Below are 24,481 nucleotides of genomic sequence, written 5' to 3'. Positions count from 1 at the left end.
GGTGCGCTAGCCGAGGAAATCCTCGCAGTCAAAACACCCGTTGAACAAAACGCACCCGTTGAACAAAAGACCGGGACACCTGTTGCCGCGCGGTCGCATGGTCGATAAAGCGCGCTCGCACCGATCAGTCCGTTCGGCGCGCCGGGGGCGTGAAGCCCGTCCCTGTCAGCAGCCAGTTCCACCGGGTAGGGTCACACTAGCAATGATCTCCTTCTTCCGTCGTTTCTTCCAATCGAAGATCGGTCTGCCGATATTCATCGGCTTTCTGGTGCTGATGGCGCTGGCTTTCGCCGCTGCCGACATCACCGGCTCGACCTTTGGCGGGGTGTCCGGTGGCGACCGTGTTGCGGTGGTTGACGGCGAACAGATACCCACCACCGATCTGGTGACTGCGGCCAACACTGCGCTGGATCAGGTGCGCCAGCAAAACCCCACTCTGACCATGCCCGAATTCATCGAAGCCGGCGTGCTCGACGAGGTGCTGCGTCAGCTGATTGATCGCTATGCGATCGCCAACTATGCCGAAAACTACGGCCTGCGGGCTGGCGAGAACCTGGTGAACAGCGAAATCCTGCAGATCGATGCGTTCAATTCGCTCACCGGCGATTTCGATCAGCAGGTGTATCTTGCCGCTCTGCAACAGCGCGGTTTGTCCGATGCGGTGTTCCGCCGCGATCTTGCCGACGGGCTGCTGGAAGACCAGTTGCTACGTCCTGCGCTGATCGCACCGCAGATGCCCGAGAAAATCGCGCGCCAATATGCCGCACTGGTGCTGGAGCGGCGGCGCGGGGAAATCGCCCTGATCCCGAGTGCCGCCTTCGCGCCGACCACCGGCCCGACGCAGGCGCAGCTGACCGAATGGTATGGCGAGAACCGCACGCAGTTCATCCGGCCCGAACGCCGCACCTTGCGGTTCGCGGTGTTCGGCGAGGACACGCTTGACGTTTCGGCCACACCGACCGCGGCGGAGATCGCCGCACGCTTCCAGCGTGATGCCGAACAGTACAAGGCCACGGAGCGGCGTGCGATCACCAGCTTCGTGGTGCCGACCCAGGATGCCGCCAACGCGCTGGCGACCCGCATCCGCGGTGGCACTTCGCTCGAAGCGGCAGCGCGGGCAGCAGGGTTCAGCGCCTCTGCCACCGAACTTCGGACCCGAGAGGAATTGGCCAACGCCACCAGCTTTGCCTTTGCCGAAAATGTCTTCGAGGCACCCGATGGCGGCGTGGTCGCGCCTGCGCAGGGCACGCTCGGCTGGTATGTCGCGCGCGTCGACGAGGTCGAGCGCCTGCCTGCACGCAGCCTCGCCGATGTCCGCGATGACATCGTCGCGCAGCTCGGCGTAGAAAAACGCAGCGCCGCCATCGCCGATCTCACCGCCGAGATCGAGGCCGAGATCGACAGCGGCACCGCGCTGACCGAAGTGGCCGAAGCTTATGGCCTGACGCTCGAAACCACGCCGCCGCTGCTCGCTACCGGCGAGGTCTTCGGTCGCCCGGATGCACAGATCGTGCCGCAACTTGCCCCGGTGCTTTCGACCGCTTTCCAGATGGAGGAGAGCGAACCGCAGCTGGCCGAAGTGGTGCCGGGCCGGCAGTTCGTTGCCTTCGAGGTCGCCCGCATCGAGGAAGCCGCCGCTCCGCCGCTGGCCGAAGTTGAGGAACAGGCCGAAGCCGCATGGCGCCGCGCGCAGGGCGCAAAGCTTGCCCGCGCCGCCGCAGACAGAATTGTGGGCAAGGTGCGCGGCGATACCGAGCTTGCCGCAGCTATGGCAGCCGAAGACAAGCCGGGGTTCGAACGCGAAGCGATCGATCTTGAACGCCGCGAGCTGCTCGCCCAGCGACAGGGCAATCTTCCGCCGCCGTTGGTGCTGTTGTTCAGCATGGCCGAAGGCTCGGTGAAGCTGCTCGAAGCGCCGCGCGACATCGGCTGGTATGTCATCAGCCTCGACGAGATCGCGACCGATCCTGTGGACGGGGAACCGGGCTTGCTCGAACAGACCCGCAGGCAGCTCGCCCCGACCCTGACCGAGGAATACCGCCGTCAGGCCGCCGTGGCGATGCGCGAGCAGCTGGGCACCACCGTCAATGACGACGCGGTCGAAGCGGTGCGCAAACAGCTCGCCGGCGAACAGTAAGCGCAGGCAGCGCCGCTTCGTGACCCACGGCCCTGATCTGACTGCGCCGCGTCCCGGCCTGCCCGAAAACGCTGCCGCCGCCATGCAGGCGCTGGGCGATGGCCGCCCGGCGCTGGTGTGGCGGCGGATCATCGCCGACAGTGATACCCCGGTGGGCGCGGCGCGGCGGCTGATCGCGCCGGGGCGCGGCGATTTCCTGCTTGAAAGTGTCGAAGGCGGCGAAGTGCGCGGGCGTTACAGCCTGCTCGGGCTCGACCCCGATCTGGTGTTCCGCGCGACCGGCAACACCGCTGCGATCAATTGCGATTGGCGCACCGACCGTGATGCCTTCGCCGCTTGCGCAGGCGATGCGCTGGGCGAGTTACGCAACCTTGCCGCAGCCTGCCGGATCGATCCGATGCCTGAAGGCTTGCCGCCTGCGCTGGCGTGTCTGGTCGGCTATCTGGGTTACGAGACAATCGGTCTGGTCGAAACCCTCCCCCGCGCCGCCGACAGTCCGCTCGAATTGCCCGACATGCTGTTTGTGCGGCCGACGGTCATTCTGGTGTTCGATGGCCTCACCAACGCGCTGTTCGCGGTGGCTCCGGTCTGGGAGGCGAACGACCCTCAGGCGGCGGTGGAGCGCGCGGGCGAGAGGATCGACGCGGCGCTCAGCCAGCTGGCTCAGCCCGCCCCTGCTCCCGATCACGCAGCGCTGCCCGATACCCTGCCCGATCTTGCCCCGGTGATCGCGGCTGACGACTACAAGGCGATGGCCTTGCGGGCCAAGGATTACATCCTGGCAGGCGACATCTTTCAGGTGGTGCTGGCGCAGCGTTTCACCTGCCCCTTCACCCTCCCCCCGTTGGCGCTTTACCGCGCACTGCGGCGCGTGAACCCTTCGCCCTTTCTGTATTTCCTCGATCTGCCCGGCTTTGCGCTGGTCGGATCGAGCCCGGAAATCCTCGTGCGCGCGCGGCCCGACGAGGGGGGCGATACCGAAGTCACCATTCGTCCGATAGCCGGTACGCGCCCGCGCGGCACCACGCGCGAGGAGGACATCGCCAACGAAGCCAGCCTGCTGGCCGATCCCAAGGAGCGCGCCGAACACCTCATGCTGCTCGATCTGGGGCGCAATGATGTGGGCAGGGTGGCAGCGGCAGGCACTGTAACCGTGACCGACAGCTTCACCATCGAACGTTATAGCCACGTCATGCACATCGTCAGCAATGTGGTCGGCGCCCTTGCGCCCGACAAGGATGCATTGGACGCGCTGTTTGCAGGCTTTCCGGCGGGTACCGTATCGGGCGCGCCGAAAATCCGGGCGTGCGAGATCATCTCCGAGCTCGAACCCGAAACGCGCGGCGCCTATGCCGGAGGCGTCGGTTACTTCGCGCCCGATGGCAGCCTCGATTCGTGCATCGTCCTGCGCACCGCCGTTGTGAAGGACGGGGTCATGCATGTGCAGGCGGGCGCCGGAATCGTCGCCGATAGCAATCCCGATTACGAACTCGCCGAATGCCGTGCCAAGGCAGGCGCCCTGATCGCCGCCGCGCGCGAAGCCGTGCGCGTCGCGGGCGAGCCGGGGTATGGGCAATGAGGCGCTCGGCTCTGCTCGCGGCCTGCCTTGTGCTAGCGGCCTGTTCCGAGGCGCCTGCGGGCGATGCGGTGGTTACGGTCAACCTCGATGGCACGCCGGTTGTCGGGGCTTCCTCACCCACCCCCGCCGGCACCCAGGCGGCAGGTCTTTCGGCGTGCAGTACCGTGACCTTCGAAACGGTTCCCCTCACCCATTGCACCGCCGATCCCGCGCAGCACCGGATCGCGATGGCGAATGCTCCAGCAGGCGGGCAGCCCTATGGTTCGCTCAGCACCTATGCCGCCAGCGCCGATGCTGGATCGGTCGCCTTTGCTTTCAACGGCGGTATTTTCGGCGATGATCTGAAAGCGGTCGGCTACTACGTCGAGAATGGCGAGCGCCTGACCGAGCTGGAGCGCGGCGAAGGCGATGGCAATTTCTACATGAAGCCCAACGGCGTGTTCTTCGGCACCGGCGGGCAGTGGCGGGTGTTGGCAAGCGAGGCCTTCGTGGCAACCGTGGGCGACCGCCCGCAATTCGGGACGCAGTCCGGCCCGATGCTGGTGATCGACGGCAAGCTGCATCCCGATATTCAGGACAACGGCCCCTCCCGCGCAATCCGCAACGGCGTGGGCGTGGATGCCAAGGGCCGCACGCATTTCGTGATTGCCGATGCGCCGCTCAGCTTCGGGCAACTGGCGCGCTATTTCCGCGACGAGGTGAAGGCCCCCAACGCGCTGCATCTCGACAGTCAGACTTCTGCGCTGTGGGATCCGGCGAACGGGAGGCTCGATCAGGGGCGCGCGGGGCCGATCATCGTGGCAAGCCGCATCAGAAATAACGGGCGCGAAGGAACGGGTGAATGATACTCGTCATCGACAATTACGACAGCTTCACCTTCAACCTCGTCCATTATCTGATGGAGCTGGGAGCGGATGTTCGCGTGGAGCGCAATGATGCGCTGACGGCGGCGGATGCGGTCCGGCTGAATGCGGCGGGATATCTGATCTCCCCCGGCCCCTGCACCCCCACCGAGGCGGGGATCAGCCTCGATCTGGTCGCGGCCTGCGCCGATGCCGGAAAGCCCCTGATGGGTGTGTGCCTGGGCCATCAGGCGATCGGCCAGCATTTCGGCGGCACGGTGCAGCGCGGCGGGTTGATGCATGGCAAAACCTCGCCTGTGGCGCATGACGGGACCGGATTGTTTGCAGGCGTCCCCTCCCCCTTCATCGCCACGCGCTATCACAGCCTTGAGGTGGTGAACGTGCCAGCAGAGCTGATCGCCAACGCCCATGCCGAAACGCCGGGCGCGGATCATGCCAGCGTAATGGGTTTCCGGCATGAAAACCTGCCGATCCATTCGGTGCAGTTCCATCCCGAAAGCATCGCCACCGAGCATGGCCATGCGCTGCTTGCCAATTTTCTGGCGCTGTGCGGGATCGCACCAGCGTTTGCCGAAGGATCGATGGCATGAGCACCCTCCCCGCAATTGCCGCTCCGATGAGCGAAGCTGAGGCTGAGGCTGCGTTCGGTGTACTGCTCGACGGTGCGCCTTCCGAAGACGAGATCGCGCAGTTCCTCGTCGATCTGTCGGCGCGCGGAGAGACCGCCGACGAAATTGCCGGTGCGGCGAGGGCCTTGCGAGCGCGGCTGATCCCCATCGACGCCCCCGAAGGCGCCATCGATGTGTGCGGCACCGGGGGCGACGGTCATCATACCCTCAACGTCTCGACCGCCGTCAGTCTGGTGGTCGCGGCCTGCGGCGTGCCGGTGGCGAAGCACGGCAACCGCGCGGCCAGCTCCAAGGCCGGTGCGGCCGATACGCTGGAAGCGCTCGGCCTTGACATGGACGCCGCCGGTCGCACAGCGGAAACAACGCTCGCCGAAATCGGCATTTGCTTTCTGTTCGCCAAGAACCACCACCCGGCGATGGCGCGGATCCAGCCCATCCGTCAGAAAATCGGCAAGCGCACGATCTTCAACCTGATGGGACCGCTGTCCAATCCGGCGAAAGTCAAAAGCCAGCTGATCGGCATCGCCCGCCCGGCCTATGTGCCGATCTATGCAGGTGCGATGGCGCGGCTCGGCACCGGCCGGTCGCTGATCGTCTCGGGCGATGAGGGGCTCGACGAACTCAGCCTTGCGGGCGGCAACGAGGTCGCAGTGGTAACCGGCAATGCCTTCGCGATGGAACGCATCGATGCGAGCGCCGCGGGCCTACCGCACGCCCCGATTGAAGCGATCCGCGGCGACGATCCGAAGCACAATGCCGCCGCCCTCAAGGCATTGCTGATGGGTGCGCCCGGCCCCTATCGCGATGCGGTGCTGTTCAATGCCGCAGGCGCGTTGCAGGTCGCAGGGCGCGGAAGCGACTGGCCCGACCGCGCAGCAATGGCAGCAGAGGCGCTCGATTCCGGACGGGCGATGGCAATGCTAGAAAACTGGATTGCGTTGGCAAAGTGAGACCATGAACAAACTCGAAGAAATCTGCGCCGCCAAGCGCGAAGTGGTCGCCGCCCGCAAGCTCGCAATCAGCGAAGCGCAGCTGGCTGCGGCAGCACGCATCCAGACCGCTCCGCGGGGGTTCGAAGCCGCCTTGCGCACCCGCGCCGCCACCGGTTATGCGCTGATCGCAGAGATCAAGAAGGCCAGCCCCTCCAAGGGCCTGATCCGCGCCGATTTCCGCCCCGCCCAGCATGCTGCCGCCTACCAGACAGGCGGCGCGGTGTGCCTATCTGTTCTGACCGATGCGCCCTATTTTCAGGGGCACGAGGATTACCTCGTCGCCGCCCGCGCCGCCTGCACCCTGCCAGTGCTGCGCAAGGATTTCATGGTCGATCCGTGGCAATGCCTTGAAGCGCGCGCGATCGGCGCCGACGCAATCCTGATTATCGTCGCCGCGCTTGACGACGCGCTGATGGCCGAAATCGAAGCGGCGGCAGCCGAACTCGGCATGGACGTGCTGGTCGAAGTGCACGACGAAGCCGAAATGGAACGCGCCGCGACGGTCCTCAAGTCGCGCCTGATCGGGGTCAATAACCGCGATCTCAAGACCTTCACCACCAGTCTCGCCGTCACCGAACGCCTCGCCCCGCTCGCGCCCGAAGGCACGCTGCTGATCGGCGAGAGCGGGATCAACACCCATGCCGACATCGAACGGCTCGGGGCGGCGGGCGTGCGCACCTTTCTTGTCGGCGAAAGCCTGATGCGCCAGCCCGATATCGCGGTCGCCACGCGCACCCTGCTCGAAGGCGAAGGCTGATTCTATCGCAGACTGTCCTACATTGCCAAAATCGGGCAACAACGGCACCATGACCGCGCCAAGAACGTTTCCGCCTGCCGTCCGCGTCCCTGATGCCGAAGGGGCGGATTTTCGTTCCTTGGACAGTGTCTCATGTGTCTCCTACAGGCGCGTTCGGAAAGCCTTGCGGGTATCAGGATGAACGAAGACCGCTCCCGACTCACGCATCTCGGTGATGACGGCGCAGCGCGCATCGTCGATGTCGGCGGCAAACCGGCGACGCGGCGCCGCGCAGTCGCATCGGGGCTTGTCACCATGTCGGCAGAGGCCCTATCCGCGATCCGCGCAGGCAATGCGCCCAAGGGCGATGTTCTGGGCACCGCGCGCATCGCCGGGATCATGGCGGGCAAGCGCACCGGCGATCTGATCCCGCTGTGTCACCCGCTCGGCCTCGAAGCGGTCAGCATCGATTTCGCTTACGAGGATACCCACGGTTCGTGCGCGATCCGCGCGACCGCTACTGCCTCGCTCACCGGCCGCACGGGCGTGGAGATGGAAGCGATGGTCGCTGTCAGCGTCGCATTGCTGACGATCTACGACATGGCCAAGGCGATCGACAAGGGCATGGTGATCGGCGATGTACGCCTGATTGCAAAGACCGGCGGCAAGTCGGGTGACTGGAACGCGCCGGACGTGAGCGCAGCTTGAGCGATCTGCTCGGTCTGGAGGAAGCGCAGAGGCAGCTGCTGGCGCTGGCGCCGGTCCTGCCGGTCGAGCGAGTTGCTGTTGAAGCGATGCTCGGCCGCTATTGTGCCGAAGATATCCGCGCCGCGCGCACCCAGCCCGCTGCCGATCTGTCGGCGATGGATGGTTATGCACTCGCACCCGGTGAAGGACCGTGGCGACTGATCGGCGAAAGCCGTGCAGGTGCGCCGTTTTCAAAGACACTGGCCGCTGGGCAGTGCGTCCGTATCTCGACCGGCGCGATGCTGCCCGAGGGGGCCGACCGGGTGCTGCTGCAGGAGGATGCCGAGGTTCGAGACGGCGCCATCCGCGCCAGTGACATGCCGCCGCCCGGACGCGATATCCGCAAACGCGGCTTCGACTTTGCGACCGGCGACCTGCTGCTTGCGCGCGGCACGTGCATCACCCCGGCGCGGATGGCACTGTTACTTGCTGGCGGGCATGGCATGGCTGCGGCCAGACGTCGGGTCCGAATTGCGGTGCTCGATAGCGGGGATGAACTTGCGAGCGATCCCGCCAATTGCCTGCCCCATCAAATCCCCGCCAGCAACGGCGCGATGATCGCCGCGATGATCGCGCCTTGGGGCTGCGATGTGCAGCGGCTCGGACCGATCGGTGACGACATGACCGCCCTCGCCGGGGCGCTGGCGGCGGCGGAGGAAGCGGACATCCTCATCACATCGGGCGGCGCATCGGTGGGCGATCACGACCTGATAAAGCCCGCACTCGCCGCTTGGGGGGCCGAAACCGCGTTCTGGAAGGTCGCGATCAAACCCGGCAAGCCGCTGCTGGTGGCGCGGCGCGGTGCGCAAGTGATCCTCGGCCTGCCGGGCAATCCGGTGTCGAGCTTCGTCACGGCGTTCCTGTTCGCCCTGCCGCTGGTGCGGGCGGCGCTGGGCGATCCTTCACCCCTGCCGCGGTCGGTGACGATGCGCGCTGGCGCGATGTTGCCCGCTGCCGGCAAGCGGCGCGAGTTCCTGCGGGCGGTTAGCGAAGACGGCAGTGTGTCCCATGCCGGGGCGCAGGATTCGAGCGCGCTGGCGACGCTGGCCGCCGCCGATTGCCTGATCGATCGGCCCGCAGGCGCTCCGGCGGCTGCCCCTGGCGATCCGGTTCCGGTGCTCTACCTCCGGAATGGCTGAATTGCGGGATTCTGCGGCGCATGGCGCTTGACACTCCCATGGCGGTTGCCTAATTGTTCTTTGTTCGTTCACTATATCGCCGAACGAAAAGTGCACCTTGGATATTTGGGTGCCGCGTGACGCACGCACGCAGAACCGCATCTACCGTCGCTGTGGCGGGGTTTGGATGCAAGTATGGGAGTTTTGATCAATGCTGACCGCCAAGCAGCACGAACTGATCCGCTTCATCCAGCAGCGGCTGGAGGAAACCGGCATCTCGCCGAGTTTCGAGGAAATGAAGGAGGCGCTCGACCTTAAGAGCAAATCGGGCGTTCATCGCCTGATTTCGGCGCTGGAAGAACGCGGCTTTCTTCGTCGGTTGCCCAACCGGGCGCGCGCGCTCGAAGTCATCCGGCAGCCAGAGGATTCGACCCCGGTGCGGAGCGCAGCCGATAATGTGATTGCGATGACGCCGCCCGCTGCCCGCACCGCTGCGCCAGAACCGGCCAATGACGTGATCGAACTGCCGCTCCATGGCCGCATTGCGGCAGGGGCTCCGATCGAAGCGCTCGAAGGTCAGAATACATTGCCTGTCCCCGCAGCGCTGCTCGGTCCGGGTGAGCATTACGCGCTCGAAGTGTCCGGAGACTCCATGATCGAAGCCGGCATTTTCGACGGCGACTATGCGCTGGTACGCCGCACCGATACCGCCCGCGACGGCGAGATCGTGGTGGCGCTGGTGCGCGGCGAGGAAGCAACGCTCAAATATCTGCGAAAGGACGGCGGGCAGGTGCGGCTCGATCCGGCCAACGCCGCTTACGAAGCACAAGTCTATCGGCCTGACGAAGTGCAGGTGCAGGGCAAGCTTGCCGGGCTGCTGCGCCGCTATCACTGACAGGTGGGCGCGGGGGCGTGTTTCTAGCCGCCACCGCGCCACCAGCCATGCTGCCCTTCGCGCTCGGCCACGGTGTCGAACGTCTGGCGATCCAGGTTGATCGATAGCCCGCCGGTTTCTGAGAGCAGCCGTCTGTCGGCCTTGAGCCAGCGCGGGCGACAGGAACGCGGCAGGTATCGTTCGGCGATGACGATGTCGGCGCGGGTGCAGGCGCTGGCGAGCGCGCGCTCCTCCACCCGGGCGCGGCTTCTCGCCATCAATATCGCCCAGTCACGGCCGCCACGTTTGATCACCAGTGTGCAGAACGCATCCGAACACCGCGCATCCGGCCATTCGGCAAGCGGAACCGGATTGCCCTTTACCCCCGCGAGTTCGATCAGATTGTCGCGTGCATAATTGGAACGGCTGTCACGGAGGGAAAGCAACCGCCGATCCCCTTCAGCCCCGGAAATGGTGATACCGACCTGCCGCCCGTCACTCGAAACCAGTATATCTGGGACTGGAGTCAGGATCGTCAGAACGCTCGCGGCGGCAATCGGTAAGAGGCCCAGGACACGCGCCCGTCCTGTCCATAGCGCCAGCCAAAGCCCTCCGCCCGCAAACAGCGCGATAGCCGTTCCGCCGATCTGCGGCATCAGCTTGACCGCACCCGGCTGGCTCGCGGTGAAGTGGGCAATTCCCAGCAGCAGGTCGAGAGAATACTGCACCAGCCACCAGAATGGCCCACCTGCCCCCACCAGATCGAACAGCAGCCCCAATGCGATCAGCGGCATCGCAATGAACGTAACAAGCGGAATGGCGATAACATTGGCGAGCGCTCCGTAAAGCCCCGCGCGGTGGAAGTGGAACAAAACCACCGGCATCAGCGCCAGTTCGATCACCATGCCCGTGACGAACAGCATCACCACCCGCCTCCCAATCCGCGCCCACCATGGCTCCTCGCGCGCGGCAAGAAAGGCGCGCACCGGCGTGCTCGTCGACAAGGCGATGATCGCAAGCACCGCACTAAAGCTCATCTGGAAACTTGGTCCGATAGCGCTCTCCGGCCAGAGCAGCAGGACGAACCCTGCCGCCACCGCCACCATCCTGACCGATAATGCGTCGCGGCCCAGCACCAACGCGATCAGCACCAGCATGGCGGCAACGCAGCTGCGCACCGTCGGCACCTCGGCGCCGGTCAACAAGGTGTAGCCGATCCCCGCCAATGCCCCGCCCGCTGCTGCCACGACAGGCAGCCGCACGCGCAAAGCCAGTGCGGGCGACAACGCGAGCAGCTTCAACACTGCAAGGTAGGCAGCGGCAATCACGGCGCTGACATGCAGGCCGCTGATCGAAAGCAGATGGGTCAGGCCCGAATCGCGCATCGCCTCCTCGTCTGCACGCGCGATGCTGCCGCGGTCGCCGCTGGCAAAGGCGGCGGCGATCGTGCCTGCCGATCCTTCGACCCGCGTTCGCACATGGGCGGATAGCGCTCGTTGTATATCGGCAAGTCCACCCTGCTGCGTTGCGGGGCGGACAAGTTCGACCGGGCCAATCGCGCTCCCGGTGGCCGCCAAGCCCTTGAACCACGCCGCGCGGGCAAAATTATAGGCACCCGGCAACATTGGGCTCGCAGGCGGCATCAGTCGCGCCCGCAGCCGGACCACCGCGCCCTCGGCCAGCGCAGGACCGGCGGATTGCCCGGCAAGCGCGTCAAACGGTACATTGATCCGCACCTTATAGGCTTGCAGGCTTGCGGCATCGCGCACCGCCAATGTCAGGCGAATCCGGCCATCGGCGGGCTGATCCTCGCGCTCCAGCACATGACCCTGAAGCAGCGCAACGCCGGGCCTCTCGATCGCCTCGGCCCCGACAATTTCGGAACGCGCCCAGATAACTGCAATGCCCAGCGCGAACACCAGTCCCCCGGCAATCAGCGCGCTTCGCAGGTTCACCCGCTCATCGAAAGCGCCCTTCGTATCGGGCCAAAGGATTGATACCGTCGCAGCCAGCCCGCCCGCCGCTGCCATTGCCGCCAGCCAGTAATCTTGCCCCGGCAAGGCGAACCAGGCCATGATCCCGCCCATGAACAGCACCGCCAGCCACGGTGCGCGGTCGAAGCCGGCAGTGGCGAGAAACCGTTCGGCATGATCGGCGATGCTGCGCGCCAGTTGGGCGAGCGTCCGTGCTACCACGCTGGACAATCCCGCGCCGCTTTGCCAAGGCCGCGCCGACGCGACGCGAGCGGCAGGCTGGCTGCCGGGATCGTCCCCCATCGGAATGATTGGCGCATCGCGCATCGGCTCGCCCCCTGACCGGCAAGGCCCATGCCAAGCCGCTCAAAGTGAACAGGAAGTGACAGGCAATGGCAAGCGAAAGCAGCAGCCCAGCGGATACGTCGGCAACGCAGGTTGTGACCCGCTTCGCGCCGTCGCCCACCGGCTTCCTGCATATCGGCGGCGCGCGCACGGCGCTGTTCAACTGGCTTTATGCGCGCCATCACGGCGGACGCACGCTGCTGCGGATCGAAGATACCGACGCCAAGCGTTCGACGCAGGAAGCGATCGACGCGATCATCGATGGGCTCGACTGGCTCGGTCTGGATTATGACGCGCCGCCGCTGTTCCAGTCCGACCGTGCCGAGCGTCATGCCGAAGTGGCGCTGCAATTGCTCGAGGCGGGCCATGCCTATAAATGCTTTGCCACCTCCGAAGAACTCGAAGCGATGCGCGCCGAACAGCGCGCCAACAAACAACCACTGCGCTATGACGGACGCTGGCGCGACCGCGACCCGGGTCAAGCGCCTGCAGGCACGCCATTCACCGTCCGGCTGAAGACCGCGAACGAGGGCGAGACCACCATCCATGACAGGGTGCAGGGCGCAGTGACGGTGCGGAACGAGGAAATCGACGACTACATCATCCTGCGTGCTGACGGCACGCCGACCTACATGCTGGCGGTGGTGGTCGACGATCATGACATGGGCGTCACTCACGTGATCCGCGGCGACGATCACCTGAACAACGCCTTCCGCCAACTGCCGATCATCCGCGCGATGCATGCGATCGAGGGCGGCTGGCCCGATCCGGTTTATGCCCACATCCCGCTGATCCACGGCTCCGACGGGGCCAAGCTATCCAAGCGCCACGGCGCATTGGGGGTGGAGGCGTATCGCGACGAATTTGGTATCCTGCCCGAAGCCCTGTTCAATTACCTGCTTCGTCTGGGCTGGGGCCACGGCGACCGCGAGGAGATCACCCGCGACGAGGCGGTCGAGCTGTTCGATCTGGATGGCGTCGGCAAGAGCCCTTCGCGGTTCGACATCAAGAAACTCGACAATCTGAACGGGCACTACCTGCGCGAAGCCGATGATGCGCGACTGGCCGCGCTGGTGGCAGCGCGGATCGGCGAAGATGCCGACGCAGCGCTGCTCGAAACGGCCATGCCGGTGATCAAAGTGCGCGCAAAGAACCTCAACGAAGTCGTTGAAGGATCGGCATTCCTGTTCGCCAAGCGGCCGCTGGAATTGACCGAAAAAGCCTCCCAACTGCTCGATGCCGATGCGCGCACCAGCTTGCGCAAAATTTGCGAGCGTTTGCGGGGCGAAAACGACTGGACAAGCGAGGCACTCGAAGCCACTACGAAATCGCTTGCGGAGGAACTGGGATTGGGCCTTGGCAAGCTGGCGCAGCCGATGCGCGCTGCGCTGACCGGGACGACGACCTCACCCGGTATTTTCGATGTTCTGGTCCTTCTGGGACGGGAAGAAGCTCTCGCCCGGCTCGACGCCCAGGCTGCTTAGGGCAGGCGGCGTAAAGAGCGGGAAACGAGCAAAGAATTTGGACAGGAGACAGACCTTGGCAGACAAGCTGGCGAAACTCGAACTCGGCGGGAAGAGCTTCGATTATTCCGTGCTCGAGGGCAGCACCGGCCCCGATGTGATCGACATCCGCAAGCTTTATGCGCAGACGGGTGCCTTCACCTTCGACCCCGACTTCACCTCGACCGCATCTTGCGAAAGTGCGCTGACCTATATCGACGGTGACGAAGGCGTACTGCTGCACCGCGGCTATCCGATCGGCCAGCTGGCCGAGGATTCCAGCTTCATGGAAGTCAGCTATCTGCTGCTCAACGGCGAACTGCCAAGCAAGGCGGAGATGGACGACTTCAACTACACCATCACCCGTCACACTATGCTGCACGAACAGCTGATGACGTTCTACCGGGGTTTCCGCCGCGACGCGCACCCGATGGCGATCATGTGCGGTGTGGTCGGCGCGCTGTCGGCGTTCTATCACGACAGCACCGACATTTCCGATCCCGAACACCGGAAGATCAGCTCGCACCGCCTGATCGCCAAAATGCCGACGATCGCGGCGATGGCTTACAAGTACGCCATCGGCCAGCCCTTCATCTATCCGGACAACAAGCTGTCCTACACGGGCAACTTCCTGAAGATGACCTTCGGCGTTCCGGCCGAGGAATACGAGGTGGTCCCGGCGGTCGAAAAGGCGATGGACCGGATCTTCATCCTCCACGCCGACCACGAACAGAACGCTTCGACCTCGACCGTGCGTCTGGCCGGTTCGTCGGGCGCTAACCCGTTCGCCTGTATCGCTGCGGGCATCGCCTGCCTGTGGGGCCCTGCGCATGGCGGCGCCAACGAAGCTGCGCTCAACATGCTCAAGGAAATCGGTACGCCTGACCGCATCCCGCACTATATTGAGCGCGCGAAGGACAAGAACGATCCGTTCCGCCTGATGGGCTTCGGCCATCGCGTTTACAAAAACTACGATCCGCGCGCCACGGTGATGCAGAAGACTGTGCGCGAGGTGTTCGATGCGCTGAAAGTCGATGATCCGCTGTTCGAAACCGCGCTGCGGCTGGAAGAACTGGCGCTCAACGATCCCTATTTCATCGAGAAGAAGCTGTTCCCGAACGTTGATTTCTATTCGGGCATCATCCTGTCGGCGATTGGCTTCCCGACCACGATGTTCACCGCGCTGTTTGCGCTGGCGCGCACCGTCGGCTGGGTGGCACAGTGGAACGAGATGATTTCCGATCCCGGCCAGAAGATCGGCCGTCCGCGCCAGCTTTACACCGGCCCGACGCAGCGCGATTACATCCCTCTCGACAAGCGCTGAGGCGCGGCAGCAATGTTCCGAATGGCGCTGAAGGCGTTCGGCGGCTTGCTGATCGCATTCGGCGCCCTTTGGGCCTTGCAGGGTCTGGGCCTGCTGGACTGGCCTGCGGGCAGTTTCATGCTCGCGCAGCGTGAATGGGTGTTTTACGGCGCGCTGACCGCGCTTGTCGGCGGTGGGATCTTGTGGGGCGCGAGCAGAGTCCCGCACCGGCGCCACTGATTATCTGCCTCAGGCAGCAGGCAGCTCCAGCCTGAACAGCGCCCCGCCGCTGTCCGCGCGTTCGACCGTCAGGCAGCCGTCCATTGCCGCTGCCAGGCGGTGCGAGATGTAAAGGCCAAGCCCCGATCCGTTGTCCCTGCCGCCATTATTGTCCCGCCCAAGCCGTTCGAACTTGTCGAAGATGCGCTCCGCCTGTTCGGGCGTGACCCCCGGCCCTTCATCCGCAACGCTCACGGTCACCGTGCCGCCCCCGCCGGTTGCGGAATCCGAAGCGTGTGCGGTAATCGTAACCGTGCTCCCGCCCGGCGAATAGGCAATCGCATTGCCGATCAGGTTGATGAGGATCTGCAGCACCCGGCGAAACTCCGCGGTCGCCACCGCCGCGCCGCGATCGCCCGATACCATCAGGCTAATGTCGCTATTACGGGCACGCATCCCGAGAATACCCGCAGCCCGGCTCGCCGCATCGGCAAGGTCGACGCTCTCGCGCACGGTGGAAAATCCGGGAGTTTCGACCACTTCGAGGTCGGCCAGATCGTCCAGCATCGCTGCAAGGTGCTGCCCTGCGCCGGCGATCGTGCCGGCATATTCGCTGTATTCTTCCCGCAATGGCCCGGCGAGCCGCGCGCGAATAGTCTCGGCATTGGCGATGATCCGCGCCACCGGCTGACGCAGCACTGGGGCGAGCGCGCTGCCGATCAGCCGCGTCGGCGTGGCCTCACCGCCCTCGCCGCTTTCCTCCGCGAGCTGTGCCGGCGACAGCGGCTCTTCGGCGATCAGCAGCAGTTCGAACCCGGTCGGCGTCTGCAGGTCAGGGCCGAGTGGGATCAGCCGTGCCCGCCACTGCCGTTGCGACCCGTCAAAGCGGCAAGCCGCACCATCTAGCAGCCGCCAATGCAACGGTTGTTGATGCGCGATGCCCTTCAATTCGACCAGCTCGCTCCATACCCGGCCCGGCGTAGTCAAGCTGACGGCCTGCAGTTCGAGCGCATCGGTTGCCAGCGCACTGAGCACCTGCACGCGCTGGCGCGCGTCAAGCCGGGCGCTGACTTCGGCGGTGGCGCGGTCAATCGCGTCAAGGCGCTCCGCGAATTCGCGGCCATCCGGCGTCGGTTGCATGCTGCGCTGCCAATTCTCAACCAGCACTTCGCAGCCGCCGCCTGCGGCTTTGCTGGCGGGATGTATCCGCGCAAAACCGGTCACCAGGGCTTCGCCGTCGAAGGCGGTGAATGCTCTCGCCAGCTTCAGGCCCATCTCACGGGTCTGACGCACCAGCTCGCGCAGTTCAGGGATTGCCAGTGGCCCTGGCACCCGCCCGCCGCAGCGCGCCTGCAAATCGGCCAGCGGCTCATCGGCGCTGATCAGACAATCGCGCGCATCGGTCAAACCGTGGGCGCCCAGCAGGCTATCGCGGTGATCCACGCTGGTCACTCAGCCCGCTGCCGCGTCCAGCAGGATGCGCGCCCGATCGGACGAGATCGCGGCGAGGTCGCTTGGCATCCGGGCCGCCGGATCGACCAGCAGAAACTGCCGCTCGATCGCGTCTGGCCCAAGCCCCGCCGCTCGCAGGCCCAAGGCCAGACGCGCGCCTTGTTGTTCGTGACACGCCAGCACCGCATGCGCGCGCGGCTGCCGGGAGAGCGCCGCTAGCGTGCTGGCGAACAGCCCCAGACCGGCATGATCGAGCGCCAGCGCCGCCACCGCACCGCGCCGCATGGCCGCAACAAGCCGGGCCAGCAGCCCGATCCGGGTCGTCGCTTCATCATAATTCTGCTGGAACCGCGCCAGCGCCTCGCCAGCAGCGGTGTCGCTGCGCGGGTTTGCATGGGCCGACAGAACGGCATGGAACAATTCGGCTGGCAGCTCGGACAGCGGCAGTTCCATGCGGCGCTGGCTCTGGATGAAGCGCGATTGCGCGGCGAGCAGGTTCATCGCCAGTTCGGCAATCACCGGTTCGTCCGAAGCGATCAGTTCCTGCAGCAGCGGGCTCAGCACCGGGTCGATCCCGCGCTGCAGGTGGATGCGTTCAGCCAGGTGGCTCTCGACTGCGAGGGCATGGCATAGCGTCAGCAAGCCGCGATCCGCGGCGAGACTTTCAGCCAGGGCGTCGCGCGCATCGGCATCGATCCGACCCACGACATTCAGCGCCGGGTCGCGCCCGTCCGCGGCAGCCAATAGCTGGGCGGCGAGATCGGACAGCATTCCGCGTACCCGCGCGAGAATCGCATCACTCACCAGCCTCTGGCCCTCGCTCACCAGGAGGTGGCGCAGCACCGGCACGACAGCGTCGATCGCGCGGTTTTCCCGCACGAGGTTCTCTCGCAGAATCGTCTCGACCCGACTCGCGGTCGCGATTGCCGTTGGTTCATCGCCCATCCTGCCGCCATAAACGGCGCATAGTTAAATCAGCGTTAGTTCAGTTCGGCTGGCGGCGCAGCAGCAATCCGCCCAGCAGAACCAGTGCGGTCAACCCGGTGGCAAACGGCAGCAGGTCGAACGCGGCAGCGAGTGCAAGGGCGCCAAGCAGCAGCGCGCGGTCTGCCAGAACGGTGACCGGTGCGAAGGACCGGTCCCGGATCACGAGCCGTGCCAGCCCGATCGTGATCGGCCCCAGTACCGCCAACGGCTCAGCAAAGGGCACCGGCGAAAGCGCCAGCAACAAGGCAATTGCAGCGAGAATGTCGACTGCCAGTCCGAACCGCGCCAGCAAACGCGGCGAAAACCCGTCGCCCAGCAAGTGCCGTCGCATCGCTGCGAGCGCATCTGCCAGCGCTGCCCCGAACACGCCCAGGGCGGCAAGCGCAAGCCCCGCCGAAGCAAGCCCCAACCCGCTTGCACCCACCCCTCCCAGCAGCAGCGTCGCCGCCGCCAGCAGCGCAATCATCGGCCCACGCACAAGTCCACGCCCCAGCGCTCGGGAAGTTAGCGCGCGCGCGGCCATTCGCGCTGTCGCCAGCGACGGCCTGTGCCAGTCGATTATGCCCGCCGCGCGGGAGATCAGCGCCTGTTCCTGCTGCATCAGTGCAGCCTCGTCGGTCGCCAGCAGCCAGCCTTCCGTGGCGGCGCGTTCTTCAGGAAGCGCGCGGCACGGCGTTCCGGCCTGCAGCGCGAGCCGCAGCAAGACCGATATCGCATCGGCATCGGGCGGGAAATCGGCCAGATGCTGCACCGGCGCGCCGCGCATCACCAGCAGCCCGGCCCAATGGCGGGTTGCATCGATCCGTTCGAAATCATCCGGATGTCGGCTCACCAGCGGGCTTTCGGCAGGCAGGCAGGCAACGAAGCGCGGCGACTGCGGCTCGGCCGCGAACAGGGCGCGCACCGTGGCAGGATCCGGCACCAGACCATCGGCAAGGATCACCAATTCCTCGTCGCCGCGGATCATTGCCGGCAGATGGAGAAACCCGCGCAAGGCCTGAAATGTGCCGCCCGACGCCTCAACTGCGGTTTGCACCCGCAGGATTTCGTCATCGATCCGATCACACAGGCACAGGATTCGCTCGCAACCGTGCGCCTGCAGCAAATCGACCTGACGGGCGAGGACACTGCGCCCAGCGAGTGGCAATGCAGCACGCAAGGGGCCGTTCGAACTATGTCTGAGGGCCGCAATCAGGGCCGTGCGCATCCTGCCGCCTTTCGCCGAGGGATCGATGATCCCCGGATTGGCGGTTTCGCTTCAGCGGTTCAAGCCGTGCGAGGGTAAATTTGCCCGAATTCACGGGCGAATTGGCGGTTCAGCGCCGGACCGACCGATTGAAACGCGCCAGCACCGCCTCGATTTCGCGGATCGCCAGCGGTTCACCGGGCGCGGCATTGAGCGCATGTTCGGCTGCCGAGAGCAATTCGTCGGCATGGAAACTCGCCGCAAGTCCTTTAAGGCGCATCGCCGCAACGTTCCAGTTGCCATCGCACCGCGCCCGCTTGAGCAGATCTAGCTGACGCGCAGCGCTTTCCAGAAACGCCGCGCGCAATTCGCGCATCAGCACGGCATTGTCGCCCGCAGCCGCGGCGAGCGTCGCATCCAGAGCTCCGTTGTCATAGGCCATGGCGAGAGGGCTAACACGCATTTGGTTAAAGCAGGGTTTATCCCGTTTGAGGCTGTGGTATGAAGCGCGCATGGCAGAACGGCATCAGATGCGCGCTTTGGGGCGCAGGAGCGGCGCGGACGACGCGACCGGTACGAATTTAGCGCAGGAATCCGGCGTCAGCGATGCTGCCCCCGACAGCAGCGAGATGCTGCTGGATGAGGCTTGGTTGGAGAGCGAACCGGAGGCCCACGCCCCGTCGCGCTTCGGCTGGATGGCCCCAACCCTCGCCCTGGTTGCGATCGCCGGGTGGACTGGCTTTTTCGGCTGGGCTATCAGCGGCGAAGTAATGGCTGGCGCTCCCCCTACGGCGTGGGCCGGCTGGATCGTTGCGTGGTCGGTGCCTGTGGCGCTTATCGGAGTGGTCTGGCTGCTGGCGATGCGATCATCGCGTGCCGAGGCGAACCGCTTTGCCGCCAGCGCCGCCCTGCTCAGCCGCGAAAGCGCAGAGCTGGAACAGCGGCTCAAGGTCGTTAATCGCGAACTCAGCCTCGCCCGCGAATTCCTCGCCGCTCAATCGCGCGATCTGGAATCGCTGGGCCGTATCGCGGCCGAGCGTATTGCGACCCATGCAGCGGAATTGCAGCAGCTTATCACTACCAATGGCGCGCAGGTGGACGCCATCGGTAGCACCAGTGAAACCGCGCTCGGCAACATGAACCGGCTGCGCGACGATCTACCGGTGATCGCCAACGCCGCACGCGATGTCGCCAACCAGATCGGCGGCGCGGGGAACAAGGCGCAGGATCAACTCGATCGCCTTGTGTCCGGCTTCACGCGGCTCGGTGAGTTCGGTAATGCCAGCGAAGCGCAAGTGGCCGGTCTCACCGCCCGGGTGGACGAAACGCTTACCGGGTTCAATGCCCAGATGAGCCGGATCGAAGCCACGCTGGCGCAGCGCTTCGCCGCCTTGCAGGAAGATGCCGAAGCCTACCGCGCGAGGCTCGACGGGGCGGAGACCGAAGCGATCAATGCGCTGCGCCAGCGCAGCGGAGCCTTCGGTGGAGAAGTCGATGCGTTGTCACAGCAGCTGCGAACCGCCGAAGAACAGGCCAGTGGTCGCATCGCCGGGATGTTTGCGCAACTTCAGCAGGGGCTGGTGGAGAAACTGAAGCTGGTCGACGAACTTGACCGGACGACCAGCGGCGATGCCGAACAGCGGATTATCCAGCTGCGCGGCGAAGCCGAGCGCTATGAAAACCAGTTCGCCGAACGCGCACGTTTGTTGCAGGAACGGCTTGAGAAAAGTCAGGCCGAATTCGAAACCCGCGAAGCGCAGGCCAGCGAATTGCTGGCCCAGCGGCTCGCCGCTCTCGACGATGCCCTCGTCCAGCGGCGCGAGGCGCAGGTGGCCGATACCGAGAAGCTGGTGGCGCACGGCGAAGCAATCGCTGCACAACTCGACCAGTTCGGCGTGTTGCTCGGCGAGGTGAGCCATCAGGGCGATGCAGCGCGTACCAGCCTTGCCGACGGGCTGGACATGCTGAACGAAAAGCTGGCGGCCAAGCGCATCGCTCTGGCGCAGACCGAGGCGCAACTGGCCGAACTGACCGAAGGCGGTGTACGGCTGTTGGAGATCATCCAGTCGGGAGCGCGCACAAGCCGCGAAGACCTGCAGCAGGCCATATCCGCCGCAGGGCAGAACCTTGCCGCAGTGGAGGGCCGTGCGGGCGAGGTCAGCCAGTTAATGCTGCGAACCAGCCAGCAGGGCAGCGACCTGTCGGATTACCTCATAAAGACCCGTAGCGAAATCGACGCGGCAGACGCAGCCATCGAAGGTTTCAAAGCGCGACTGGCCGACCAATCGGACGAAGCGCTCGCGCGGCTGCAAGGGCTGCGCGGCGGGTTTGCGCGGCTGGCAGAGGAAAGCGGCACACTGGCCGGTGACACGCAGGAACGCCTGCGCGAAGCATTGGCAACGCTGGAAGCGTCAATCGCTCAGACCTTCGCCACTCTGGACGAAGGCGCGCGCGAAAAGGCAACCGTGCTGGCGCAGAGCATCGGGGCGGAGGCGGTGCAGGCGCTCGAACGGGCGTTGCGCAATGAAAGCGCCGCCACGATCGGTAAGCTGGAACAGTCCGCCTCCCATGCTTCGGGGGTCGGGCGCGAGGCTGTGATCCAGCTGCGCGACCAGTTGGTGCGGGTGAACGAGTTGACCGGCAACCTCGAACAGCGCATCAGCCGCGCGCGCGAACTGGCCGAGGAGCAGGTCAACAACGACTTTGCCCGGCGCATGGCGCTGATCACCGACAGCCTCAATTCGGCGTCGATCGACATTGCCGGAGCGTTGTCCACGGAAGTCGCCGATACGGCGTGGGACGCCTATCTGAAGGGAGATCGCGGCATCTTCACCCGCCGCGCAGTGCGACTTATCGACAAAGGCGCGGCACGCGACATTGCCGAGCTTTACCAACAGGACGATGCCTTCAAGGCCAATGTCAGCCGCTACATCCATGATTTCGAGGCGTTGCTGCGTTCGACGCTGTCGACCCGCGACGGTCACGTGCTGACTGTGACGATGCTGGGCTCGGACATGGGCAAGCTGTATGTCGTGCTGGCGCAATCGATCAAGCGGTTCAGGAGCTAGTTCGCCAAGGTCCCCGGTGGCTTGGGCAAGATGTCGATATCGGCAATCGTGACCCATCCATAATTGTAATTGGTGACGAACAACGCAGTGAACACCGCCGCGATGACGGTCGCGCGCAACGCCAGCTTGCCCGGCCGGAAGTTAACGGGTGCGCTTTCCGCCTGACCCGGCACCGTAGCCTCGCCCGCCTCATCGGCGGTGCGCACGCCAAAGGGCAGCATCATGAAGGCGCTCATCACCCAGAACAGAAAGTAAATCGCCGCAATCGAGGTGATCTGCATCAGGCAGGCGCTCCGGGCATGACCACGCGCACCTGCGGCTTCTTGCCAGACCAGCGCTGCGCGGCGCGCCGTGCGGCAAGCCGCGCGGCTTCGTGGATCACCGCCGGATCGCGGGTATCCTTGCCCTTGAGCCGATTGATCGCGGTAAGCACGTCGCGGCCAGCCTCGGCGAGGAAATCGGGCAAGTCCTCGTCCAGCGGCAGGCCGATCGCTTCCACCAGTGGCGCTTGCCCGCGCGCCAGCACCACCACCAGTACGCCGTCCTGCGCAATCCGGCGACGCATCACCATCGCATCGCCATTGGCAGGCGAGATGATATCACCATCGAGCACAAGCCTTCCGGCCCGCACTTCGGCCAGCTTACCCGGCTTGCCTGGCGCAAGGCGGACGAGATCGCCGTTCTTCTGCACCACCTGCGACGGAATGCCCGCAGCTTTGCCGACCCGCGCCTGTTCGGCCATGTGGCGGATTTCGCCGTGAACGGGCACCAGCACCTCGGGCCGCAGCCATTCGTAGAGCGCTTCGAGTTCCGGCCGGCCGGGATGCCCCGAAACGTGAATGAATGCCTGCCGGTCGGTCACCATCTGAATGCCCCGCGCGGCCAATTGGTTCTGAATCTTGCCAATCGGGATTTCATTGCCGGGAATCTGGCGCGAGGAGAACAGCACCACATCGCCCGCGACCAGTTCGATCGGGTGATTACTGTCCGCCATGCGGCCCAACGCGGCGCGTGGCTCGCCCTGCCCGCCGGTCGCAATGATCAGCACCTCACCCCGCGGCAGCCCCATCGCGGTATCGAAATTGACCGGGGTCGGGAAGTCCTCGAGATAGCCATTGTCCTGCGCGACCTCGATAATCCGGTCGAGCGAGCGTCCGGCGACGCAGATCTGCCGCCCGGTCTCGCGTGCGACCTCGCCCAGCGTATGCAGGCGCGCGACGTTGCTGGCAAATGTGGTCACGACCACGCGCTTGCCCTTGTGTCGGGCGACTTCCTCCATCAGCGCGCGGTGCACCGCGCCTTCGGAACCGGAAGGCTCCGGATTGAACACATTGGTCGAATCGCACACCAGCGCCAGCACGCCTTCATCGCCGATTTCGCGCAGTTCTTCTTCCGTGGTCGGTTCGCCGATGATCGGCTCTTCATCGAGCTTCCAGTCGCCGGTGTGGAAAATCCGTCCGTGCGGGGTGTCGATCAGCAGCGCGTTGCCTTCCGCAATCGAGTGCGCCAGCGGCAGGTAGCTGACCGTGAACGGGCCGATGTCGATTTCGCCGTGATCGTCCTCGATGATGTTGAGTTCGACCTTGCCGAGCAGGCCGGCTTCTTCCAGCTTGCGCGCCACGAGATCGGCGGTGAACGGCGTGGCATACAGCGGCACGCCCAGTTCGCCTGCGAAGTACGGCACCGCGCCGATGTGATCTTCATGCGCATGGGTCAGCACAATCCCGAGCAGATCTTCGACCCGCTCCTCGATGAAATCGAGATCGGCGAATACCAGATCGACACCGGGATATTCGGTGCCGGAGAAGGTCATCCCCAGATCGACCATCAGCCACTTGCCCTGGCAGCCATAGAGATTGACGTTCATGCCAATCTCGCCCGAGCCTCCGAGCGCAAGGAACAGCAATTCGTCTTCGGGCGTAAAATCTTTCTTCAAGGTGTATCCGGTTCTGTCAGGAGGAGCGCGGGATGGTTCAGGCGGTTTCCGCCTGCCGCGCAAGAATGGCGAGGCCGTCCAAGGTCAGGTCGGCATCGACGTGATCGAAAATCTCGGTCGCGTCATCGAACAATATGGCGAGCCCGCCGGTAGCTACAACCTTTGCCGGACGACCGATTTCGGACTTCATCCGTTCGACCATCCCTTCCATCATCGCAACGTAGCCCCAGAACACGCCGATCAGCATCTGGTCTTCGGTGTTGCGGCCGATGACGCTGCGGGTGCCGGGCGCACGAATGGCGATGCGTGGCAGCTTTGCCGTTTTGCCCACCAATGCATCGAGCGACAGGTTGATCCCCGGCGCAATCGATCCGCCCTTGTAGGCCCCGGTGAAGTCGACCGCTTCGAACTTGGTCGCGGTACCAAAATCGACCACAATCAGATCGCCGCCGTATTTATGGTGCGCGGCAAGAATGTTGAGCGCGCGGTCCGCCCCCAATGAACTGGGCTGGTCGACATCAATGGCAAAGCGCCACGCCGCCTTGTCCTGCCCTGCGAACATGGGCGTGATGCCAAAATATTTCTGGCACAATACGGTCAGGTTGTGATCGGCGCGCGGCACCACCGAAGCGACGATGATCTGGGTGATCTGATCGCGCTCGACCTCTTCGATCTTGAGCAATTGCAGCAGCCAGACCGCGTATTCATCACCGGTGCGGCGCGGGTCGGTGGCAATGCGCCAGCGCGCGCGGATCGTATACGCCCCGTCAACGCCGGGTTCGAACAGCGCGAAGACGACATTGGTGTTCCCGACATCGGCGGCGAGAAGCATTGG

The 24,481-nt window shown here is 65.0% G+C and carries 21 protein-coding genes; 13 read left to right on the top strand and 8 right to left on the bottom strand.

What is annotated here, in order from left to right:
* The first annotated feature begins 202 nt into the window (after positions 1-202).
* The 9 genes from J3454_RS01700 to lexA all read left to right on the top strand — a co-directional run bounded on the left by J3454_RS01700 (position 203) and on the right by lexA (position 9,696).
* Positions 203-2,137 carry a peptidylprolyl isomerase gene (locus J3454_RS01700; protein ID WP_349512028.1) on the top strand — a complete coding sequence of 645 codons (1,935 nt, stop codon included), beginning with the start codon at positions 203-205 and terminating at the stop codon, positions 2,135-2,137.
* A gap of 82 nt (positions 2,138-2,219) precedes the next feature.
* Complete coding sequence (locus tag J3454_RS01695) at positions 2,220-3,716, top strand: anthranilate synthase component I family protein (RefSeq protein WP_349513122.1); 1,497 nt, start codon at positions 2,220-2,222, stop codon at positions 3,714-3,716.
* Positions 3,713-4,561, top strand: a complete 849-nt coding sequence (locus tag J3454_RS01690; RefSeq protein WP_349512027.1) for a phosphodiester glycosidase family protein — start codon at positions 3,713-3,715, stop codon at positions 4,559-4,561. The genes J3454_RS01695 and J3454_RS01690 overlap by 4 nt, the downstream gene beginning before the upstream one ends.
* Positions 4,558-5,169, top strand: a complete 612-nt coding sequence (locus J3454_RS01685) for an anthranilate synthase component II (RefSeq protein ID WP_349512026.1) — start codon at positions 4,558-4,560, stop codon at positions 5,167-5,169. Before J3454_RS01690 ends, J3454_RS01685 begins: the two co-directional genes overlap by 4 nt.
* Positions 5,166-6,158 carry an anthranilate phosphoribosyltransferase gene (gene trpD / locus J3454_RS01680; protein ID WP_349512025.1) on the top strand — a complete coding sequence of 331 codons (993 nt, stop codon included), beginning with the start codon at positions 5,166-5,168 and terminating at the stop codon, positions 6,156-6,158. The genes J3454_RS01685 and trpD overlap by 4 nt, the downstream gene beginning before the upstream one ends.
* Before the next feature lie 4 nt (positions 6,159-6,162).
* Positions 6,163-6,957 (top strand): indole-3-glycerol phosphate synthase TrpC, encoded by a 795-nt coding sequence (gene trpC / locus J3454_RS01675; RefSeq protein WP_349512024.1) that lies wholly within the window; start codon positions 6,163-6,165, stop codon positions 6,955-6,957.
* A gap of 177 nt (positions 6,958-7,134) precedes the next feature.
* Positions 7,135-7,644: a cyclic pyranopterin monophosphate synthase MoaC gene (gene moaC / locus J3454_RS01670; RefSeq protein WP_349512023.1), complete on the top strand. Its 510-nt coding sequence runs from the start codon at positions 7,135-7,137 to the stop codon at positions 7,642-7,644.
* A complete protein-coding gene (locus J3454_RS01665; RefSeq protein ID WP_349512022.1) occupies positions 7,641-8,822 on the top strand; it encodes a molybdopterin molybdotransferase MoeA in 1,182 nt (393 codons plus the stop codon). Before moaC ends, J3454_RS01665 begins: the two co-directional genes overlap by 4 nt.
* A gap of 190 nt (positions 8,823-9,012) precedes the next feature.
* Entirely contained in the window at positions 9,013-9,696 is a 684-nt protein-coding gene (gene lexA / locus J3454_RS01660) for a transcriptional repressor LexA (RefSeq protein WP_349512021.1), read from the top strand.
* Positions 9,697-9,719: 23 nt separating this feature from the next.
* Here lexA and J3454_RS01655 read toward each other — a convergent pair whose 3' ends face one another.
* Entirely contained in the window at positions 9,720-11,975 is a 2,256-nt protein-coding gene (locus tag J3454_RS01655) for a ComEC/Rec2 family competence protein (RefSeq protein ID WP_349512020.1), read from the bottom strand.
* Between the two features lie 65 nt (positions 11,976-12,040).
* On the opposite strand from J3454_RS01655, the gene gltX reads away from it, so the two are divergent.
* Genes gltX through J3454_RS01640 form a run of 3 tightly spaced genes read left to right on the top strand, consistent with a single transcriptional unit; the run spans position 12,041 to position 15,038 of the window.
* Positions 12,041-13,477 carry a glutamate--tRNA ligase gene (gltX, locus tag J3454_RS01650; protein WP_349512019.1) on the top strand — a complete coding sequence of 479 codons (1,437 nt, stop codon included), beginning with the start codon at positions 12,041-12,043 and terminating at the stop codon, positions 13,475-13,477.
* Between the two features lie 55 nt (positions 13,478-13,532).
* Positions 13,533-14,819, top strand: a complete 1,287-nt coding sequence (locus tag J3454_RS01645; protein WP_349512018.1) for a citrate synthase — start codon at positions 13,533-13,535, stop codon at positions 14,817-14,819.
* A gap of 21 nt (positions 14,820-14,840) precedes the next feature.
* Positions 14,841-15,038 (top strand): hypothetical protein, encoded by a 198-nt coding sequence (locus J3454_RS01640; RefSeq protein WP_349512017.1) that lies wholly within the window; start codon positions 14,841-14,843, stop codon positions 15,036-15,038.
* A gap of 9 nt (positions 15,039-15,047) precedes the next feature.
* Here J3454_RS01640 and J3454_RS01635 read toward each other — a convergent pair whose 3' ends face one another.
* From J3454_RS01635 to J3454_RS01620, 4 genes are all read right to left on the bottom strand, one after another.
* Positions 15,048-16,469 (bottom strand): sensor histidine kinase, encoded by a 1,422-nt coding sequence (locus J3454_RS01635; RefSeq protein WP_349512016.1) that lies wholly within the window; start codon positions 16,467-16,469, stop codon positions 15,048-15,050.
* Entirely contained in the window at positions 16,470-17,414 is a 945-nt protein-coding gene (locus J3454_RS01630) for a hypothetical protein (RefSeq protein WP_349512015.1), read from the bottom strand.
* A 40-nt stretch (positions 17,415-17,454) separates the two neighbouring features.
* The gene (locus tag J3454_RS01625; RefSeq protein ID WP_349512014.1) at positions 17,455-18,663 is read right to left on the bottom strand and encodes a hypothetical protein; all 1,209 of its coding nucleotides are present in this window, start codon (positions 18,661-18,663) and stop codon (positions 17,455-17,457) included.
* Between the two features lie 109 nt (positions 18,664-18,772).
* Complete coding sequence (locus J3454_RS01620) at positions 18,773-19,084, bottom strand: Hpt domain-containing protein (RefSeq protein ID WP_349513121.1); 312 nt, start codon at positions 19,082-19,084, stop codon at positions 18,773-18,775.
* A 70-nt stretch (positions 19,085-19,154) separates the two neighbouring features.
* Here J3454_RS01620 and J3454_RS01615 point away from each other — a divergent pair, with 70 nt between their 5' ends.
* The gene (locus J3454_RS01615; protein ID WP_349512013.1) at positions 19,155-21,710 is read left to right on the top strand and encodes a coiled-coil domain-containing protein; all 2,556 of its coding nucleotides are present in this window, start codon (positions 19,155-19,157) and stop codon (positions 21,708-21,710) included.
* On the opposite strand, the gene J3454_RS01610 is transcribed toward J3454_RS01615, so the two are convergent.
* From J3454_RS01610 to J3454_RS01600, 3 genes are read right to left on the bottom strand one after another with little or no spacing between them, the layout of a single operon-like run.
* A complete protein-coding gene (locus tag J3454_RS01610; protein ID WP_349512012.1) occupies positions 21,707-21,991 on the bottom strand; it encodes a DUF1467 family protein in 285 nt (94 codons plus the stop codon). The two genes, J3454_RS01615 and J3454_RS01610, sit on opposite strands and share 4 nt — an antisense overlap.
* The gene (locus tag J3454_RS01605) at positions 21,991-23,646 is read right to left on the bottom strand and encodes a ribonuclease J (protein ID WP_349512011.1); all 1,656 of its coding nucleotides are present in this window, start codon (positions 23,644-23,646) and stop codon (positions 21,991-21,993) included. Before J3454_RS01605 ends, J3454_RS01610 begins: the two co-directional genes overlap by 1 nt.
* A 37-nt stretch (positions 23,647-23,683) precedes the next feature.
* Positions 23,684-24,478, bottom strand: coding sequence for a type III pantothenate kinase (locus J3454_RS01600; RefSeq protein WP_349512010.1), 795 nt, complete (start codon positions 24,476-24,478; stop codon positions 23,684-23,686).
* Positions 24,479-24,481: the final 3 nt, after the last annotated feature.

It is taken from the genome of Erythrobacter sp. NFXS35, from assembly GCF_040148725.1.
Lineage (GTDB): Bacteria > Pseudomonadota > Alphaproteobacteria > Sphingomonadales > Sphingomonadaceae > Erythrobacter.
Note: the sequence above shows the minus strand (reverse complement) of the source record. Positions and strands in the feature narration are given on the sequence as shown.

What these genes read in the sequence shown, in the direction of transcription:
- J3454_RS01700 (WP_349512028.1), top strand. Translation starts at nt 203, where the DNA reads ATGATCTCCTTCTTCCGTCGTTTCTTCCAATCGAAGATCGGTCTGCCG.
- J3454_RS01695 (WP_349513122.1), top strand. Translation starts at nt 2,220, where the DNA reads ATGCAGGCGCTGGGCGATGGCCGCCCGGCGCTGGTGTGGCGGCGGATC.
- J3454_RS01690 (WP_349512027.1), top strand. Translation starts at nt 3,713, where the DNA reads ATGAGGCGCTCGGCTCTGCTCGCGGCCTGCCTTGTGCTAGCGGCCTGT.
- J3454_RS01685 (WP_349512026.1), top strand. Translation starts at nt 4,558, where the DNA reads ATGATACTCGTCATCGACAATTACGACAGCTTCACCTTCAACCTCGTC.
- trpD (WP_349512025.1), top strand. Translation starts at nt 5,166, where the DNA reads ATGAGCACCCTCCCCGCAATTGCCGCTCCGATGAGCGAAGCTGAGGCT.
- trpC (WP_349512024.1), top strand. Translation starts at nt 6,163, where the DNA reads ATGAACAAACTCGAAGAAATCTGCGCCGCCAAGCGCGAAGTGGTCGCC.
- moaC (WP_349512023.1), top strand. Translation starts at nt 7,135, where the DNA reads ATGAACGAAGACCGCTCCCGACTCACGCATCTCGGTGATGACGGCGCA.
- lexA (WP_349512021.1), top strand. Translation starts at nt 9,013, where the DNA reads ATGCTGACCGCCAAGCAGCACGAACTGATCCGCTTCATCCAGCAGCGG.
- J3454_RS01655 (WP_349512020.1), bottom strand. Translation starts at nt 11,975, where the DNA reads ATGCGCGATGCGCCAATCATTCCGATGGGGGACGATCCCGGCAGCCAG.
- gltX (WP_349512019.1), top strand. Translation starts at nt 12,041, where the DNA reads ATGGCAAGCGAAAGCAGCAGCCCAGCGGATACGTCGGCAACGCAGGTT.
- J3454_RS01640 (WP_349512017.1), top strand. Translation starts at nt 14,841, where the DNA reads ATGGCGCTGAAGGCGTTCGGCGGCTTGCTGATCGCATTCGGCGCCCTT.
- J3454_RS01630 (WP_349512015.1), bottom strand. Translation starts at nt 17,414, where the DNA reads ATGGGCGATGAACCAACGGCAATCGCGACCGCGAGTCGGGTCGAGACG.
- J3454_RS01625 (WP_349512014.1), bottom strand. Translation starts at nt 18,663, where the DNA reads ATGCGCACGGCCCTGATTGCGGCCCTCAGACATAGTTCGAACGGCCCC.
- J3454_RS01620 (WP_349513121.1), bottom strand. Translation starts at nt 19,084, where the DNA reads ATGGCCTATGACAACGGAGCTCTGGATGCGACGCTCGCCGCGGCTGCG.
- J3454_RS01615 (WP_349512013.1), top strand. Translation starts at nt 19,155, where the DNA reads ATGGCAGAACGGCATCAGATGCGCGCTTTGGGGCGCAGGAGCGGCGCG.
- J3454_RS01610 (WP_349512012.1), bottom strand. Translation starts at nt 21,991, where the DNA reads ATGCAGATCACCTCGATTGCGGCGATTTACTTTCTGTTCTGGGTGATG.
- J3454_RS01600 (WP_349512010.1), bottom strand. Translation starts at nt 24,478, where the DNA reads ATGCTTCTCGCCGCCGATGTCGGGAACACCAATGTCGTCTTCGCGCTG.